The organism is Cesiribacter sp. SM1 (assembly GCF_020178975.1).
In the GTDB taxonomy this organism is placed as follows: Bacteria; Bacteroidota; Bacteroidia; order Cytophagales; family Cyclobacteriaceae; genus Cesiribacter.
Genome location: NZ_JAHXBU010000014.1, coordinates 27,895 through 43,537, shown reverse-complemented (window position 1 = coordinate 43,537; position 15,643 = coordinate 27,895). Strand labels below are relative to the sequence as shown.

The following is a 15,643-nucleotide window of genomic DNA, read 5'->3' as shown; positions in this document are numbered from 1 at the left end:
AATAAACGAAGAGCTAAAATCCATTGGAGCTTTACTGTCAACACTGCCAGAGAAAAGCTATCGCGGCAATATCTAGCTGTCAATAAAGCTAATGCAATTTCTATGGATTAAATTGGAAGAGCACTAGACCTTATTTTTCCTCTAAAAGTGACTATTTGTCTCCCAGTATACTTAGGTCCTGTCTCAAAAAACAAAGCCTGATTAACTTCTTCGCTTTTTAATGACGGCTCTTTCATAATGTGTAATGTTTACAGAATGATGAAAAAATGAACAAAAATATTTGCAGCGATTTAAAATAAATTATGCTCTTCAATGACTAAAACAGCACATAAGGCAGACTGTAATTACCTCCCACTCAAGAGAGGGTGTATCAGATGTAAGACTGAGGCTTTTTAAATATGGGGCACCTATATTTAAAAATCAGCATCTTTCTGTAACAGATCAACCACCTTAGAATTAGCCAGAATTCACCCCCTGGACCACACCCACAAGGAGGGCAAGCATGATATCGGAGAGGTAGCCGAAGTAGTGCGGATGAACGGCAGCAGGGGGGAGAGACAAGGGCCTAGAAAGACCCTGGCAGTGATGGCAGGAGATACCATCAGGGCCAGGGTAAGAGCCAAGTACCTGGACCTGCGCCAGGAACAGCCGGGGCTAACAGCTGATATGATCCTGGCTGCACTCTCGGGAGCACCAGGCTATACGGTAACAGTGGAAGGTGCAGCTACTCGAATAGCAGTGAACAGCACAGGAGCCACAGCATTGCTGAATCCTTTAGAAGAGGAACAGCAGCCCAAAGCCTTCCTAAGCTGGCAGTTCCTGCCTGCCAATGGCAAGAAATTGGATGAGGATGGAGGATTTGATCAGGTAAGTGCTGCGGCTGCCATCAGCAATAAAACCGGTGTAGGCAACCATGAAGTGCTGGAAGTGGAGTATATTGTAAAACAGAAGGGGTGGATCAACCTGGAGCTGGATATGGCAGGAGCAGACAGCTATGAAGCAGAAAGCAGGAACATCGATGTCTACTTCGATGATTTTGAAGTAGCACACCACCATGGCCTCATCGTGCAGGAAGATAGCTACTACCCCTTCGGACTTACTTTTAACGAGTATAAAATGGAAGGTACTTTAGCTAATAAGTTCAAGTATAATGGGAAGGAAGAGCAGGAAGAGTGGGGAGTGATCGACTACGGGGCCAGGATGTATCAGGCTGATCTGGGGAGGTGGTTTAATGTAGATCCGTTGGCTGATAGTAGCTGGAGTTTTACACCATATCATTATGTTGCTAATAATCCTATATTACTTGTTGATCCTGATGGAAGAGACTTTTATATATGGTACGAGAATGACAAAGGGAAGACAGTACATTTTAGATTTAATGGTTCAAATGCCGCTGATGCCCCGGATAATAAATTTGTTCAACAGTTTATCACTGCATACAATTACAATGTTGAAAATGGTGGAGGAGAGAAGATGCAAGCAATTGCAGGTAATAGTGATATAAAGATAGGGGTAGCTGAAACTGAATTTAGTTCTCAACATCATTTGGGTAACATTTATTGGAATCCAAATGCTGGAGCAGAATATGAAAATGGTACTGTCGTTTCTCCTGCCACAGTATTAGAACATGAATCAGATCATGCTAATCAGCGAGCAACTAATTACAAACAATGGGATAATGATAGCCGATCTAATAAAGAAGAGTTAAGAGTTATAAATGGGTCGGAACAAAAAACAGCTAAGGCTAACGGTGAAATCCCAAAAAATGGTGTTACAAGAACCAGGCATGAAGGGAAGGCAGTAATTACTTATGGGCCAACCTCTAATAAAGTTAATAAAGCAGCAACTCAAGCGCATCAAAAGAGATTAATTGAGCGTGCGAAAAAGGCGCTTGACCAAAATCAGTAATTTAGAAGGTAATGATGAAATTAGCTTTGTTAATGAAAAGCATTAGTGGACTCTTCGTAGTTGCTATTATCTCTTGTACCACATATAAAGTTGAAAGTACAACTATTTTGTATGGGCCGGAGTTTGCTACAGTTATGGTTCCAATTACCTGTACCAGTATTGGATATGATCTTATTGGTTTAAAGAAAAAGAAAGTAACTGATCAAGCTTTTCTTAAAAAGTTAGCTGACGAAGTCGAAGAGTTGGAGGTTGATAATATGCACAGTCTATCTACAAAATCTGTAGATGTCAGGTTAAAGTGCTATATAAATTATAAACATAAAACAGATACCCTTTGCTTAGGTGCATTTTCTGGAACTATATTAAATGGTGTGCTAATGACTGATAATGAAGAATTGTTGGAATTAATTAAAGCACACGTTTATGTAGAAGAGGAGTAATCATTTGAGCAATCATTGCCATTCTTCATTATCATGTACAAAGCCCTTACCGCCCCGAGCAGTAGGGGCTTTTTCCTTCCAGTCCATTAAGAGCCAGCCCAAAAAGACAGTAGCCCTTCGTTCCTCAGTGCCAAACCTTCCTTGGGTCGTGATAGAGGTTCAGCGGTATGCCTGTGGTGCGTTGCCAAGGCTGCACTCCAGCAAAAGCAAGGTCGTTCCAATTTTTTAGGAGAGTTTATTTTTGGAAAATTTAAAAAAATGGGGCTCCACCTTGCTTTAGCTTCCGTTTGCTTGTCAGCCGCTCCTCGTCATGGCTGTTCTACTTTTGTTTTTTGAGTTAATTAATGCCTGCGGCAGCTGGGCAAAAAACAAAACCACAGCCCGTGTTATTGCTCGCCTGCGGGCCACTACGGGCGAACTTGAAGTGTTTATTTTTTTATAGGTAAGCCCTTACAGCCAGCCGCCCTTCCTGACGTCAGGGCTACTCCTGGCTGGCCCGTTGTGGCGCTCGCAACGGCGAGCCAGAACCGCCGCCAGTCGAAAGATACATCAGCTGGATAGCAGGGGCCGCTAAAGGGGAAAGTCAACCGGTATTCTGATATAGGAAAGGCCAGCGGAAGTTCTACCGCTGTATTTGAATGGTGGGCCTGCCGCCCCCCAAACCCCCTGGCAGCCCGGTCATCTTTTCAAAAGCCTTAGAAGGGGCAGTGGCAGGAAGAAACGGTAGCAGAGGGCTTTTGATAAGCTGCCCAGGCGCTTTAGACATCTGGCTTTGCTGCTAGAAGTGAGCTTTTTTCTTTCAATGGAAAAGATCGGAGCAGTTCCGGCTCTTACTTTCTTTTAGTCCAGTTATCAGGGTCCAGGTAAGTATTGAAGACAGCACGTACCACCACCAGCTGGTTAGCCTGGTCAATAGTGAAGTGAATCATGAAGGGGTCCTTTTTCAGGGGCAGGCATCGAACCTCGTCGTAACGCACCTGAAAGAAAGGATTGAGCTTTAGGGACTTGAAAGAGGCTTTAACATCAGCGAGAAACTTTCTTCCCAATCCCGGCTGAAGCTCATTATAATAATCGATGCCCTGCTGGATATCCTGCAGGGCATCGGCTTCGATCTTAATTTTGTAGGCCATTAGTCGAGCTTAAAGCTATCTTGCACCTGATCCCAATCCAGCAACTGGCGGGGATCTTTAGAGGAAGCCTCTATTCTTTTTCTTACCAGGGCCTTATGTTCTTCGGGAATGTCTACTTCTTCTAGCTTGACAAAGTCCAGGCTCTGGACCAGCTCCAGAAAGAACTGATATTTATTATCGGGTACGGACAAAGAGATGTGTTTCATAGCGTAAGCAGTTAAGAAGCAAAGGCTTGCTTGGCTTTAAAGTTCTGCACATAAGCTTCAATCACAAGCATGATAGCACCTTTAAGGTTCTCGGGCATATTATCGACTTCCTTGAAGTGCTTCAACAGGATTTTATCCCTGATGATATCATCCTGCTCATTGCCCAGCAGATAATCAGTAGTAACCCCCAGTGCTTTGGCAACCTCTCCAAGAACTAAGGCAGAGGGAATTACCCCATCGTTTTCATACTTGGATATATTTTTCTGGTGTACGTCAGCAGCCTTGGCCAGTTCTGCCTGGGATATTTTTTTCTGCTGGCGAACGTACTTGATTTTTTCTCCTAAGGTCATAAAGGTAAGAATTAGGTGCTGTTGTCAGTATATACGCTGCTATATCAACAAATATACTGCATCTAAAGCAAAAATATCAGCTTATAATTCTTTTGTTTTATTACCTATTTGCTACCTTTGGAGCATAAAGGTATAGAAAACTTTTTTTCTTCAATGTAAATCCACCACATAAAGCAGCAGTTAAGCATCGACCAGGTGCTGGCGCATTACGGACTGAAGGCCGACAGGAACGGCAGGTTGTGCTGCCCCTTCCATGCAGATAAGACGCCAAGCCTGCAGGTGTATGCCAAGACGAACACCTTTTGCTGCTTTAGCGCCAACTGCCAGGCCGGAACGGGCGACGTGATAGATTTTATTCAGTTGAAAGAAAAAAGCTCCAAGCATGCCGCGATCCTAAAGGCCAAGGAGCTAACCGGATCAGGTTCGAATCTCGTCCTCGCTACTCCGGAGAAAGAAGATCTGCCGCGCAGGGCCGTGCTGCTCCGGTTCTGGCAGGGGGTGCAGAAGAGTATGGCAGCCAGCAAACGAGCCAGGGAATATGCCGCAGGCAGGAATCTTGACTGGCAGAAGTTAGAAATAGGTTTTGCCGGTGAGAAGCTGGCCGACAGCTGGAACGAAGCCCTGAAGAAAAGTGCCCTGCAGCTAGGCCTGTTGCATGCAGCGCCAGCTGGTAAGCTGGAGCCGAAGTTAAAAGACTGCCTGGTGTTCCCACTGAAAGACAAAGAAGGCCAGCCGGTAAGCTTCTACGGGCGCAGCATCCTGGAGAACAGCACAAGTCGGCACTTTTACCTGAAAGATCGTCAGGGCCTTTACCCCAACTACCCCAAAGCCGACACTACACATTTAATCCTGACTGAATCGGTTATTGATGCAGCCACCCTTCTGCAAAACGAAAGCATCAGCAGCCGGTACAGCATACTGGCACTCTATGGCACCAATGGTTTAAGCGCCGAACACCTGGAAGCGATCAAGAGCCTGGAGCAGCTGCAGGAAGTGATCCTGTTTTTAGACGGAGACGGAGCAGGCAGGGCAGCAGCAGAAAAGCATGAGCAGACCCTACAGCAGCTTTTTTCTTCCCTTAGGATCAGCCAGGTAGAAACCCCAGAGGGAGAGGATATAAACAGCCTGTTAGAAGCCCATGCCCCGGAAGTACTGCAGCATCTGCTGGAAAGCCGGACAGGATTTTTTCTTTCATCGGAAAAAGAACAGGAGCAGTTACCGCAGCCGCAGTTGGCACCGCAGCAACCTAATACACCGGCTAAAGAATCACCCCTACAAGCTGACCGCTGGGGCCTTTACTATGCTACATCGGTAGCCCTTTACCGCATCAGCGGCAGCCTTCCCCAGGGGCTGGAAAGCCTGAAAGTAAGCCTTGCGATTGAGTGCTTGAGTAGCAACAGGAAGTACAGAAGCAAGCCGGATCTGTTCGAAGAAAAGCAGGTAGTAAGAGCAGCCAGGGAAGCTGCCGAAAAGCTAGATCTGCCTGTTCATCTGCTGCAGCAGGGCCTGGAAGAGCTGACCGACCTGCTGGAAGAACACCGCAGGGAGCAGATAGAAAAGCCAAAGCACAAGACCAGCAGCCCTGCCGCCTCATCAGCCATTATGCAAAAGGGGCTGGAGCTGCTGCAAAAGCCCCAGCTGCTAAAAGAACTAAACCAGCTGATTGGTAAAGCGGGCGTAGTAGGTGAAGAGCGCACCCGCTTGTTTTTGCTTCCTGTTGCCTTGTCGTACAAAACAGATAAACCGCTGCATGCCCTTTTGCAGGGTTCCAGCGGATCAGGAAAAACACACCTGTTAAGCAAGCTAAGCAGCTTTATTGCAGAAGAAGATAGAAAACACTTTACCCGCATCACCGAAAGCAGCTTGTATAACTGGGGCAGCTACGAGTTGCAGAACAAACTGATCTGCCTGGAAGACCTGGACGGGCTAAAGGAAGAAGCGCTGCTGGCCTTTAGGGAGCTGCAGAGCCGGGGCCAGATCAGCTCAAGCACCTCAGTAAAAGACGAGCAGGGAAACATCAGCGCCCAAACCAGAACCGTTTATGGCCCTATTGCCTCACTTGCCTGCACCACCAAAGGCGAGATCTATGAAGACAACCTAAGCCGCTGCTTTTTAGTGGCCGTGGATGAATCAAGAGAGCAGACCAGGAAGATTATCGACTACCAGAACAAAAAGGCTGCAGGCCTTATCGATGCCAGGGAAGAAGAACAGGCACGGCAGCTGCTAGAAGTGGCTTTGGGCTTGGTTAAGCCGCTTCCGGTTCTAAACCCCTACGCAACGAAACTGCAGTTGCCGGAAGCGGCGCATAAACAGCGCAGGTTAAATGAACTGTACCAAAGCTATGTGCAACAGCTTACCCTGCTGCATCAGTATCAGCGCCAGAAGGACAAGCAAGGCAGATTAGTAGCCCAGAAAGAAGACTTGCTGCAGGCTGCACACCTGATGTTCGACACCATTCTTTTAAAAGTGGACGAGCTGAACGGACCGCTTCGACAGTTCTTCGAGCAGCTGAAAAGCTACCTCAGAGACAGAGACCAGGAGTTTAGCCAAAGGGAAGTAAGGCAGGCGCTACACATCAGCAAGACCCAGCTGCAGCGCTTCCTTTACGACCTCATGCAGCTGGAATACATCCAACTGTCCGGGGGTTACGGCAACAGGGGCTACCGCTACCGCATCAGCTACTGGGATAGCCTGGAAGCCCTAAAGGCACAGATCAAACAGCACATTGAAAACCAGCTTGAAAAACTCTAGCTGCCCAAGCCTTTGGGTCGCCAGCTGGGTCACCAGAAAAGCCCTCTGTTCTCTCTAAACCCACTTTTTGCCCGCTTTTACCCCTGGCGACCCACGACCCGAAAAAGTGTAACAGAGGGAAAAACTTTTTACCCTTCCTCACCATGAAAAACCTGCCTCTCCAAAACCACCACTACAAAGAACTAGAGCAACAGTTTAGCCGCTGGCTTCAGCTGCTGGGCTACAGCAAGCAGAGCTGCTATAACCTTCCCCTGCATGTACGGGAGTTCTTAAACTACCTGGAAGAAAAGCAGCTGCCGCAGATAAAACTGGTGAGCAGCCAGGAGCTGGAAGATTATCTGCAGTATCTGCAGCAGGAGCGCTGCCACCAGCGCAGCGGATCAGCTTTAAGCCCTGCCCACCTCAACAAACATGTACAGGCCCTGAACCTGTTAAGCCGATACCTACAGGAAACTGGAACCGAGACCATCAGCTGGCGCCTACCAATGTTCAGAGCATCAGAGCCACTGCCGAAGGTGTTGAGCCAGGCACAGATAGAAAAGCTTTACGGGGCCTGCAGTGCCACATCCATAGGACTACGGGACAGGGCACTGCTAAGCATCTTGTACGGGTGCGGATTAAGAAGAAGCGAAGCTGCAGCCCTTCGGGTAGAGGATGCAAGGCTGCAGGCCCGGCAGCTCTACGTCAGGAAAGCCAAAGGCAACAAGCAACGCTACGTGCCCTTGAGCCCAGGTGTAGCAGAGGATCTGCAGCAGTATCTGGAGTTAAGCAGGCCGCTGCTGCTTAAAGCGCCTACCAATGCCCTTTTGCTGACCTATGCCGGTAAAGCCTTGGGCGGTGGCGGGATGATCTATAAGCTGCAGAGCCTGCTGGATGCCGCTAAGATACCAGCGGAAGGCATAGGCCTGCACACCTTGCGGCACTCCATTGCAACACACCTTTTACAGGCAGGAATGAAGCTGGAGAATATCAGCCGCTTTTTAGGGCACAGCAGCCTGGAATCAACTCAAATTTACACCCACATCATCAATGAACTATGAAGAATACCTTGAGCAGCTGGGCTATGCCCCCGGCAGTATCTACCGTTACAGCCAGTCAGTAAAGGAGTTCAGCGCATGGCTGGAGCAATGGAAAATAGAAGCCTCAGCCCTGCAATATGCCGACCTATTGCATTACCTGGAAGAGCTGAAAAAGCGAAGCCTCAGCAGCAAAAGCCTGCAGCACCACCTTACCAGCCTTCGCCATTATTATAGCTTTTTGATCAAAGAAGGTAAGGCAGCACACAATCCGGTCTTGGGTCTAAATGTAAAACAGCAGAAGCTTTTACCGCACAGCCTTTTGGAGCAAAAAGAGCTGGACGAGCTTTTTACAGCCTACCAGGGTGAGCTGCAGAACCGGGTAATCCTGGGCCTGATCATCTACCAGGCCACACGTACAGCAGAACTGCAGGCCCTAAAGCTGCAAGATGTACAGCTAAGAAAAGCCCTGTTGCATATCCCGGCCACCGGCAAAAACAAGAGCAGGAATTTAGCCATGGAAGCCGTTCAGATCCTCGACCTGCAGCAGTTACTGGAGAAACAAAAGGGAGAAGAAAACCTACTAGAAGGCCTTAGGAAAGGCAGCAGAAACTTAAGCCAGCGCCTGCACAAGCTATACAAAGAGCTTCGGGAGCTAAATCAAAGGGTAAAAAATGGGGATCAGTTGCGGCAGAGCCGCATTGCCCATTGGTTGAAAACAGAAGGCCTTCGCCAGGTGCAGCAAAAGGCTGGCCACCGCTTTGTATCATCAACGGAACGCTACCTGCAGACCAACACAGAAGAGCTGCTGGAGCAGCTGAAGCTTTACCACCCCAGGAAATAACAACTCACCACTAAATCCTTCACAGATGTACTACATTAAAAAATATGTAAACTGCTGGGCCATTCATAACGATACCACTGGCAACAGCCGCAAACTCACTGCTCAAGAGGTCGAAGCAGTCAAAAAAGAGCTTCCCGAGCTTGAAAAGCCACAGGTACTAACAGTTTATACCGATCGCATACAGGCGATCAAAGAAAAGCCTTAAACAGGCTGCTGGAGCAGCTCAAGCTTTACCACCCCAGGAAATAAACCCATCAAAAACTTATTTAGAGAGATATTTGGATAATAGCTTGTACTTGTATATGTTGTTATATAACTCCTAAATATTATTGCATATGCAAACCAAAGAAAATCTCTGCCAGGCAATAGCCTCTAGATCAGTCATTACCTTTATGTATAAAGGCCAACCTAGAATAGTGGAGCCTTTTACTTTAGGCAGACACAAAGACACCGGAAACCTGGTGCTACGGGCCTTCTGGATTGGTGGATACAGTGAAAGTCAGAAGACACCACACTGGAGGTTGTACACCGTTAACAAGATGTATAACATACAAATCACAGAAAGGCCAGCGGCAGCTCATCGGATAGGCTATAACTCCGACGACTCGCACATGATTACAATATACTGCGCTGCCTGATCATTAGCTATTGTTTTTCTTCTTCATCGGAAGGGAAAAACCTCTATCTTGTAGCCTTACCGGCTGCAGGATACTATACCAAGAAAACGTTCTTTGAAAAACTGCAACCGGGCCGGAAAAACTGGGTCTAAAAGTGCTATGGCTTGTATCCCTTCGGTCTTACTTTTAATACCTACCAGAGAGAGGGTGCCCTGGAGAATAAGTACAAGTTTAACGGTAAAGAAAGAGATACAGAGCTAGGCTTGAACTGGGATGCATTCGGAGCTAGAATGTATGATTCTGAACTTGCAAGGTTCCATACTCTTGATCCTAAAGCTGAAATATACAATACATGGTCTCCATATTTGTATGCAGCAAATGATCCTATTCGCCTTATAGATAAGAATGGAGAAGGTCCAGGAGATGCTATTATTGGATTTTTAGTGGCTGTTACAGATAATTATACTGGCGTAAATTTGCGGGATAAATATCGTCCTTCTAGCCCTCAAGCTGCAAAGGATTATAACAATGGCCAAAATGTAGGAGATATAGGTACATTCTTAGTAGGAAGTGATGTAGCCGCTACTAGTGGAGGGGTTGCTGTGGTTAGTACTACAACTGGGCAACTTGAAGTGGCTGCCCCGGCTGCCGCAGTTTCTATTTGGAATGGAGTTGCTGCTGGTAGAGGTTTAGTTAATCTTGCAAATCAAAAGGGAAGGGTAAATGCGGAAGGTTCTAGTTCCAATAGTGAACCACCTAAAAGAAGTAAAAATAGGCTTCCAGATAAGGGAGAACCAAATACTACTGCAACAAATGCACCTGGTACAACCACAAAAAAATATGGACCAGATGGTAATGTTCAAAAGGAGTTCAATCAAGGACACCAAGGAAATAATGTTCCAAAGCAAGAAAGATCTCCACACGTGCATGATTACAAGCCTAATCCTAATAATCCAAGTGGTAGAGGAGAAAGGCAGCCTGGAAGACCCCCAAAAAGAAATGAGTTGAAAAAAGATTTTGATCAGTGATATGGAATACGTTGGAAATAATGAAAAGCTTCTTGGGATACTTAATGGTAGCTTAGATATTATTAGCTCTAAGATCTATGAGATCAAATTTTATAAGAATTTTGAAGATTTGGTAATAGAAATATATTTAAAACTACTTTATTCAAAAGATCATGAAGGTCTTTTGTTGAAATTCACAGAAGTAGAAGAATATTCATTCTATTACAACTCTCAACATATATTTTATAATGTTGAGAGCTACAAATTTTTCAAAAAGAGTAATAAAATACACATTAGTTTTGATCCTTATGACAATGAAGATAATATTACTTCTAAGGATCAGGATTTTATCATTAGCAAAAATGTTGAAGGCTACCTCCTCCCTATTTAGCTTTTTTATATAATGAATGATGCTTATAAGCCCTTAATAGACCACAAATTTGCGAAGCGTAACTTACGGTCGTTTATAAATAGCTTAAAAGTCAGAAGCCTTTACCGCCCTGCGCAGTAGGGGCTTTTTCCTTTCCACCCCCTTAGAACCTTCAGTGGCCTTTAGCCCTTCCTTTGGTCAGGGCCTATCACTCCTTGTGACGTGATAGAGGTAAGCGATATTCACTCCATCAGGGCCAAACAAAAGGACATGCCAAGCCAGCCAAGCACTTTACAGGGGATAAGGAAATAAATTCTTAAGAAGAACTTTTTAAATTTATATTGTTATAAAGCTACTGTTATTAAAATAAATAATTCGATGGACATTAATCAGATAAGAAATAAAGTGTCGGAAGTTGAACAAAATTTAGCTGATCTTCAGACCAGATTAGGCAAACTGGATCAAACACTAAATGGCGTGAGGGAAAGAGGAAAAACGCCCAGAGAAGTTATTGAACAAGAAAAAATTGAAATCAATACGAATATTAATAGTATCGTGTCCGTATTAAAAGACCTGCAAGAGCAAATTAGGAGGTTAAATGGGAGTGTAAACTAAACAAGTTCATTTCTACCTAATCTGGCATGTGTTAAATATGTGTAACGCATGCTACAATTGGCCATAGAAGTGAGCTATATAACCAAAGCCCTTACCGCATCAGCAGTAGGGGCTTGTTCGTTCCAGCTGGCAAAGAACCTGCAGTGACCCTTTGCCCTGCTTTAGGCAGGGCCTATCACTCCTTGAGGTCGTGATAGAGGAAAATTGGCTTTTTGCTCTTTTGTAGCTTTCTTTAAAACCTGCTATTGCTCGTTCGGATTTTATTCGTGGTAGCGATCATATGTTTTTGAACCCTTACGAAGAGTGGTCCAGTGTATTGTAAACATGCTTTAGTATTCATGTCGAAAAAAAGAGGGAATTTCGACATGAAGATTTAACGTGTCGAAAAAGCTTAATATTTTCGACACGTTGTGGTGATGTGTCGAAGATTCTTTAGGTTTTCGACTTGTATATATTGAGCGTTTCTTCAAAGCCAGCAATTACTACCCTTCGCGGTACTTTAATAGGTTGAAGAGTGCTGTGTTAAGGTAATAATTACTTTTTCCTAATTTTACCTTTTTTAGCAATTGCAGCTTATCCAGCTCATTGAGGTAAGTGGCGGCTGTTTGCCGGTGAATCTGCAAATCATTTTCCAGAAATGGAATTTTTGTGTAGGGATGACGAAATATTATTTCCAGTAAATCCTTTCTGTAAAAGCTGGTTTCAGTCTTAAGCTTTTCTTCGTACTGGTCCATGATCACCCTGATACTTCGTATAAGAGTGGTAGTAGCAAGAGCAGTCTGCTCAACACCTTTTAACATGTAAAGGATCCATTCTTCCCAGGCATCAGAATCTCTTACTGACTGGAGATAGCGGTAGTAATCGCTCTTATGATCAATAATGTAGCGGCTTAAATAAAGTACAGGTATATCAAGTAAGCCTTCTTTTACAAGATAAAGGATATTGATGATACGTCCTGTTCTGCCATTGCCGTCATAAAAAGGATGGATGCTTTCAAACTGATAATGTATGATGCCCATTTTTATGAGCGGGTCCAGGTCCTGAACATCTGGATCATTGATGTACTGATCCAAATTACCCATCAAGTCCAGGATTTCCTGGCTGCCTTGGGGAGGTTCATATACTACTTCTCCTTTGTTGTTTTTAAGTTTCGTGCCAGGTAGCTTCCGAAATCCGGCATTATTCTTTTCCAGAGTGGCCTGAATTTCCAGAATACTTCGGTTTGTAAGCAAGCCTGTATTTTGTACATAACTGAACCCTAGCTTTAAGGCTGCAACATAGTTCTGTACTTCTTTTGCCGCCAGATTTTTATAATGCTCATCTACTCCGGCACGGAAGAGTTCATCGTGGGTCGTAATGATGTTTTCTACCTCTGAACTGTCCTTTGCTTCCTGCAGACCTAGCGTATTGATGAGGATTGATTCATCAGGAATGGTTTTCGCTTCTCCTTTTAATTCTGCTAAAGCCCGACTGGATTTATTAAGCTGTTTTAGGATGACAACTGTTTCCAGGTCTTTCTTAACTGGCAAAGGGGGTACGGTATTCATGGAAGCTTTTAAGGAGATAATCCTTTATTACAGTTAAAATGAAAGAGTACCAATATCTGAAAAATATCAGAAGGAGCAATAAAGTACGGCCTTTCAGTCATATCAAGCTGGAGTGGACAGAAATTTAACGACTTTTTTTTCCTTAAAGTCTTTTCTGCTCTTTAACAGCCTCCTCCACATGCTTAAAGAAGCCGATGAGCCAGTACATGTTTTCGGCGATGCGGTCAAAGTTCAGTGGCGGTCCTTCATGAGTAAAGATGATGTAGGTGAGGTAGACCTCCAGGAGGTTCTCCCGGAATTCACCTGCCGGGGTAAAATCCAGCAACTCGTGCAGCTTTTCAATCACCCGCTGGTTCAGGGGGGAATCCTTGGGGAGCAGGATCACCCTGTGCTTGTCTGTGAGATCTTCTAATCGTTCCATAATCTGTTAGGGGTTGTGTTCATGTAAGGACTTCTTAATGCTTTCTTCTGTGCTTGTAGTACCATTTGCGGTACCAGTATTTGTGGTACATATTGCGCCAGGCCGTATGTCGTTCTGTGATCCTCCTGGAAGCTTCCTTCGGCCAGATGGTACCGATGGCTTTGAGCTCCTCCATCATTTTGCGTATGTCCTCTTCGCTATAATATTCCTGTCCGTAGCCGCACTGGATAAAGTAGTCTTCCAGGAGCTGCTGTGTCTGGCCCTGCTTGCCATAGCTTTCTGCGCCAAGCGTAGCCAAAAAGTCCATGATCAGTTTTTTAGGGTCTACTTCCAGTATGTTGCAGAGCATCCAGAACTGACAGGGAAGTGGTAGCCTTAGTTCTGCGATCTGGGAGCCTTCCCAGGGTTTTTTCTTAAAGATTAGTTTCATGACAGGGATGAGTTTGGTGTGGATGAAGATTTAATGGGTTGCACAGGTTTCCAGCTTCTCCTGGAGATCCCTGTGCTACTGGTTGGTGGCTTTAGGTAGAAGGATCAAAAAATTAAGGTGATCCAGGTAGGGGACGGGGGCCTTTTTGGTGTCTATATGATTGGGAGCTGGCGCTGAAAGCAGAATGACTTTTTCGGGGGAGGCCTACGTGATGATCTGCTCCAGGGCCAGCCCCAGCTTTTCCTGAAGGGGAGCAGGCAGGTGGTGAATGGTGGTTTGCATGGCAATGCTATTTTAGAGTGGGACAAGTCTATGTTTTTCGTTTTTTCTTATCTTGCCGCAAAGCTGTTGTTACTTGCTTCTTTTTGTGAAGGAACACCTGAAAAGACTTGTATCCCACAAAATACACTTGTAGCATACTCCAGATTGCTTGTTTTACAGCTGTTGGAATTATCTTAATCTTGCCATTATGAAAGCCACGACCATGCCAGAGACAGTACACGAAGGAAGAAACGTAAAGCGGATTCGCGAAATCCTGGGCATCAAGCAGGATGCATTAGCCTTTGAACTGGGCCTTAGCCAACAGGCCGTATCGCAAATGGAACAGAAAGAAACCTTAGAGCCGGAATTGCTGCAAAAAGTAGCCAGTCAATTAGGCGTACCCGTCGAGGCTATTAAGAACTTTAATGAAGAGAGAGCTGTCAATTTTATTTCAAATACCTTCCATGATAATTCGGCTGGCGTAAATTATCACTACAACTTCAATCCGTTTGATAAAATTGTAGAGCTGTATGATGCCCTCTTGAAAAGTGAGCGGGAGAAAATTGCGCTGCTTGAAAGGATGATGGAGGAGCGAAAGAAGTAAATCAGTATTGATTACAGGGGCCAATAAAAGCATCGGCTTTGTATCGGCAAGGCAATTATTACAAAAAGGCTATTATGTTTACTTAGGAAGCCGAAGTCTGGAGAATGGCTTAAATGCTTTAAAAGAACTCAAATCCGAAGGGTTTACCAATGTTGAAGTCATACAGCTAGATGTAACCGATCAGCAGTCAGTTAATGCTGCACGGGCTGAATTAGGCAAAAAAACAGACGTATTATACGTGCTTATCAACAATACCGGAATTAGCGGAACTTTACCACAAAGTGCTTTAGATGCCGACATTAGCAATTTCAAGAATGTATTCGACACAAATTTGTATGGCGTTGTAAGCGTTACACAAGCTTTTCTTGATTTGTTGCGAAAGTCGCCCGAGCCAAGAATTGTCAACGTAAGTTCAAGTGTCGGTTCCCTTTCCCTTCAAAGCAACCCGGATTGGCAATTTTACCACTATGCAAAGTTTGCTGTTTACGCTTCCTCAAAAGCGGCTTTGAATATGTACACTGTTACATTGGCTTACGAGTTACGTGATACGGCTTTTAAAGTCAATGCGATTGACCCATGATATACAAAAACCGATTTTAATCATCATCAGGGAACAGGTACGATTGAAGATGCTGCAGCCCGTGTTGTGAAATATGCTTTAATTGACAACAACGGACCAACAGGAAAATACTTTAGCGAAGAAACCAATCCTGAAACTGGAGGGGTTCCCTGGTAAAAGAAAAGCAACACATAACAAGGTATTGCTGCAATGGGACTAACATGCTATAATTCACGTCAGCCCTCTGGATAGAACAGGCTTAGCATAAACAGTTGAATTGATCATGAACAACGTGAGCCTATAAAACAAGATCAATACGCTTCCTGAAAATCTCAAAAGGGAGGTGCTTGCCTTCATTGATTTTCTGCAGACAAAGAAAAATTCCAGCAAAAAGCCCGGAACTTTCGGAAGCGTGAAGGGTAAAATCAGGATGGCATATGACTTTGATTATCCTGTTGTAGACTTTAAGGAGTACATATTATGGATAATTTTATCTTGCTTGATACTTGTAATATAGGTTCTCCTGTGTAGGAGCAAAGCACAGAAAGAAGCACGGAAGCCCTTACT

Annotated in this window: 18 protein-coding genes; 12 read left to right on the top strand and 6 right to left on the bottom strand. The window is 44.8% G+C overall.

Annotation, left to right across the window (positions count from 1 at the left end; all coding sequences use genetic code 11):
- Positions 1-666: 666 nt before the first annotated feature.
- Positions 667-1,908 (top strand): RHS repeat domain-containing protein, encoded by a 1,242-nt coding sequence (locus KWJ01_RS03325; protein ID WP_224994967.1) that lies wholly within the window; start codon positions 667-669, stop codon positions 1,906-1,908.
- An 11-nt stretch (positions 1,909-1,919) separates the two neighbouring features.
- Positions 1,920-2,348, top strand: a complete 429-nt coding sequence (locus KWJ01_RS03320) for a hypothetical protein (RefSeq protein ID WP_224994966.1) — start codon at positions 1,920-1,922, stop codon at positions 2,346-2,348.
- Between the two features lie 830 nt (positions 2,349-3,178).
- Here the strand turns inward: KWJ01_RS03320 and KWJ01_RS03315 are convergent.
- Genes KWJ01_RS03315 through KWJ01_RS03305 form a run of 3 tightly spaced genes read right to left on the bottom strand, consistent with a single transcriptional unit; the run spans position 3,179 to position 4,034 of the window.
- A complete protein-coding gene (locus KWJ01_RS03315; RefSeq protein ID WP_224994965.1) occupies positions 3,179-3,478 on the bottom strand; it encodes a hypothetical protein in 300 nt (99 codons plus the stop codon).
- The gene (locus KWJ01_RS03310; protein ID WP_224994964.1) at positions 3,478-3,684 is read right to left on the bottom strand and encodes an addiction module protein; all 207 of its coding nucleotides are present in this window, start codon (positions 3,682-3,684) and stop codon (positions 3,478-3,480) included. The genes KWJ01_RS03315 and KWJ01_RS03310 overlap by 1 nt, the downstream gene beginning before the upstream one ends.
- Positions 3,685-3,695: 11 nt before the next feature.
- Positions 3,696-4,034, bottom strand: a complete 339-nt coding sequence (locus KWJ01_RS03305; RefSeq protein ID WP_224994963.1) for a helix-turn-helix domain-containing protein — start codon at positions 4,032-4,034, stop codon at positions 3,696-3,698.
- A gap of 159 nt (positions 4,035-4,193) precedes the next feature.
- Between KWJ01_RS03305 and KWJ01_RS03300 the strand changes: the two genes are divergently transcribed.
- From KWJ01_RS03300 to KWJ01_RS03270, 7 genes are all read left to right on the top strand, one after another.
- The gene (locus KWJ01_RS03300; RefSeq protein WP_224994973.1) at positions 4,194-6,785 is read left to right on the top strand and encodes a CHC2 zinc finger domain-containing protein; all 2,592 of its coding nucleotides are present in this window, start codon (positions 4,194-4,196) and stop codon (positions 6,783-6,785) included.
- A gap of 143 nt (positions 6,786-6,928) precedes the next feature.
- Entirely contained in the window at positions 6,929-7,825 is an 897-nt protein-coding gene (locus tag KWJ01_RS03295; RefSeq protein ID WP_224994961.1) for a tyrosine-type recombinase/integrase, read from the top strand.
- Positions 7,815-8,645 carry a tyrosine-type recombinase/integrase gene (locus tag KWJ01_RS03290; RefSeq protein WP_224994959.1) on the top strand — a complete coding sequence of 277 codons (831 nt, stop codon included), beginning with the start codon at positions 7,815-7,817 and terminating at the stop codon, positions 8,643-8,645. Before KWJ01_RS03295 ends, KWJ01_RS03290 begins: the two co-directional genes overlap by 11 nt.
- A 25-nt stretch (positions 8,646-8,670) precedes the next feature.
- The gene (locus tag KWJ01_RS03285) at positions 8,671-8,850 is read left to right on the top strand and encodes a hypothetical protein (RefSeq protein ID WP_224994957.1); all 180 of its coding nucleotides are present in this window, start codon (positions 8,671-8,673) and stop codon (positions 8,848-8,850) included.
- A 576-nt stretch (positions 8,851-9,426) separates the two neighbouring features.
- Complete coding sequence (locus KWJ01_RS03280; RefSeq protein ID WP_224994955.1) at positions 9,427-10,290, top strand: RHS repeat-associated core domain-containing protein; 864 nt, start codon at positions 9,427-9,429, stop codon at positions 10,288-10,290.
- Between the two features lies 1 nt (position 10,291).
- Complete coding sequence (locus tag KWJ01_RS03275) at positions 10,292-10,660, top strand: hypothetical protein (protein ID WP_224994954.1); 369 nt, start codon at positions 10,292-10,294, stop codon at positions 10,658-10,660.
- 357 nt (positions 10,661-11,017) lie between these two features.
- A complete protein-coding gene (locus tag KWJ01_RS03270) occupies positions 11,018-11,254 on the top strand; it encodes a hypothetical protein (protein ID WP_224994952.1) in 237 nt (78 codons plus the stop codon).
- A gap of 482 nt (positions 11,255-11,736) precedes the next feature.
- On the opposite strand, the gene KWJ01_RS03265 is transcribed toward KWJ01_RS03270, so the two are convergent.
- The 3 genes from KWJ01_RS03265 to KWJ01_RS03255 all read right to left on the bottom strand — a co-directional run bounded on the left by KWJ01_RS03265 (position 11,737) and on the right by KWJ01_RS03255 (position 13,652).
- Positions 11,737-12,801: a Fic family protein gene (locus KWJ01_RS03265; protein WP_224994950.1), complete on the bottom strand. Its 1,065-nt coding sequence runs from the start codon at positions 12,799-12,801 to the stop codon at positions 11,737-11,739.
- A 142-nt stretch (positions 12,802-12,943) separates the two neighbouring features.
- Complete coding sequence (locus KWJ01_RS03260) at positions 12,944-13,222, bottom strand: hypothetical protein (protein WP_224994949.1); 279 nt, start codon at positions 13,220-13,222, stop codon at positions 12,944-12,946.
- 34 nt (positions 13,223-13,256) lie between these two features.
- Positions 13,257-13,652: a hypothetical protein gene (locus KWJ01_RS03255; protein ID WP_224994948.1), complete on the bottom strand. Its 396-nt coding sequence runs from the start codon at positions 13,650-13,652 to the stop codon at positions 13,257-13,259.
- Positions 13,653-14,121: 469 nt separating this feature from the next.
- Between KWJ01_RS03255 and KWJ01_RS03250 the strand changes: the two genes are divergently transcribed.
- The 3 genes from KWJ01_RS03250 to KWJ01_RS03240 all read left to right on the top strand — a co-directional run bounded on the left by KWJ01_RS03250 (position 14,122) and on the right by KWJ01_RS03240 (position 15,593).
- Positions 14,122-14,517, top strand: coding sequence for a helix-turn-helix domain-containing protein (locus KWJ01_RS03250; RefSeq protein ID WP_224994947.1), 396 nt, complete (start codon positions 14,122-14,124; stop codon positions 14,515-14,517).
- 7 nt (positions 14,518-14,524) lie between these two features.
- A complete protein-coding gene (locus KWJ01_RS03245) occupies positions 14,525-15,097 on the top strand; it encodes an SDR family NAD(P)-dependent oxidoreductase (protein ID WP_370634644.1) in 573 nt (190 codons plus the stop codon).
- A 289-nt stretch (positions 15,098-15,386) separates the two neighbouring features.
- Positions 15,387-15,593, top strand: coding sequence for a DUF2281 domain-containing protein (locus KWJ01_RS03240; protein WP_224994972.1), 207 nt, complete (start codon positions 15,387-15,389; stop codon positions 15,591-15,593).
- Positions 15,594-15,643 lie beyond the last annotated feature (50 nt).

What these genes read in the sequence shown, in the direction of transcription:
- KWJ01_RS03325 (WP_224994967.1), top strand. Translation starts at nt 667, where the DNA reads ATGATCCTGGCTGCACTCTCGGGAGCACCAGGCTATACGGTAACAGTG.
- KWJ01_RS03320 (WP_224994966.1), top strand. Translation starts at nt 1,920, where the DNA reads ATGATGAAATTAGCTTTGTTAATGAAAAGCATTAGTGGACTCTTCGTA.
- KWJ01_RS03315 (WP_224994965.1), bottom strand. Translation starts at nt 3,478, where the DNA reads ATGGCCTACAAAATTAAGATCGAAGCCGATGCCCTGCAGGATATCCAG.
- KWJ01_RS03310 (WP_224994964.1), bottom strand. Translation starts at nt 3,684, where the DNA reads ATGAAACACATCTCTTTGTCCGTACCCGATAATAAATATCAGTTCTTT.
- KWJ01_RS03305 (WP_224994963.1), bottom strand. Translation starts at nt 4,034, where the DNA reads ATGACCTTAGGAGAAAAAATCAAGTACGTTCGCCAGCAGAAAAAAATA.
- KWJ01_RS03295 (WP_224994961.1), top strand. Translation starts at nt 6,929, where the DNA reads ATGAAAAACCTGCCTCTCCAAAACCACCACTACAAAGAACTAGAGCAA.
- KWJ01_RS03290 (WP_224994959.1), top strand. Translation starts at nt 7,815, where the DNA reads ATGAACTATGAAGAATACCTTGAGCAGCTGGGCTATGCCCCCGGCAGT.
- KWJ01_RS03285 (WP_224994957.1), top strand. Translation starts at nt 8,671, where the DNA reads ATGTACTACATTAAAAAATATGTAAACTGCTGGGCCATTCATAACGAT.
- KWJ01_RS03275 (WP_224994954.1), top strand. Translation starts at nt 10,292, where the DNA reads ATGGAATACGTTGGAAATAATGAAAAGCTTCTTGGGATACTTAATGGT.
- KWJ01_RS03270 (WP_224994952.1), top strand. Translation starts at nt 11,018, where the DNA reads ATGGACATTAATCAGATAAGAAATAAAGTGTCGGAAGTTGAACAAAAT.
- KWJ01_RS03265 (WP_224994950.1), bottom strand. Translation starts at nt 12,801, where the DNA reads ATGAATACCGTACCCCCTTTGCCAGTTAAGAAAGACCTGGAAACAGTT.
- KWJ01_RS03260 (WP_224994949.1), bottom strand. Translation starts at nt 13,222, where the DNA reads ATGGAACGATTAGAAGATCTCACAGACAAGCACAGGGTGATCCTGCTC.
- KWJ01_RS03255 (WP_224994948.1), bottom strand. Translation starts at nt 13,652, where the DNA reads ATGAAACTAATCTTTAAGAAAAAACCCTGGGAAGGCTCCCAGATCGCA.
- KWJ01_RS03250 (WP_224994947.1), top strand. Translation starts at nt 14,122, where the DNA reads ATGAAAGCCACGACCATGCCAGAGACAGTACACGAAGGAAGAAACGTA.